A 255-nucleotide genomic window follows, 5' to 3' on the forward strand; every position below is an offset into this window, starting at 1 on the left:
CCGTGTGCATACAAACAGTAGGAGCCTCGTAAGGGGTGACTGCGTACCTTTTGTATAATGGGTCAGCGACTTACATTCAGTGGCAAGGTTAACCGAATAGGGAAGCCGTAGAGAAATCGAGTCCGAATAGGGCGATAGTCGCTGGGTGTAGACCCGAAACCAAGTGATCTACTCATGGCCAGGATGAAGGTGCGGTAACACGCACTGGAGGTCCGAACCCACTAATGTTGAAAAATTAGGGGATGAGCTGTGGGT

At 50.6% G+C, this 255-nt stretch carries 1 rRNA gene; it reads left to right on the forward strand.

The features are described from left to right. Positions 1 to 255, forward strand: a 23S ribosomal RNA gene (locus GTP46_RS30525); the annotation flags it as partial.

The sequence above is a fragment of the Duganella flavida genome, from assembly GCF_009857445.1.
Classification (GTDB): Bacteria; Pseudomonadota; Gammaproteobacteria; order Burkholderiales; family Burkholderiaceae_D; genus Rugamonas; species Rugamonas flavida.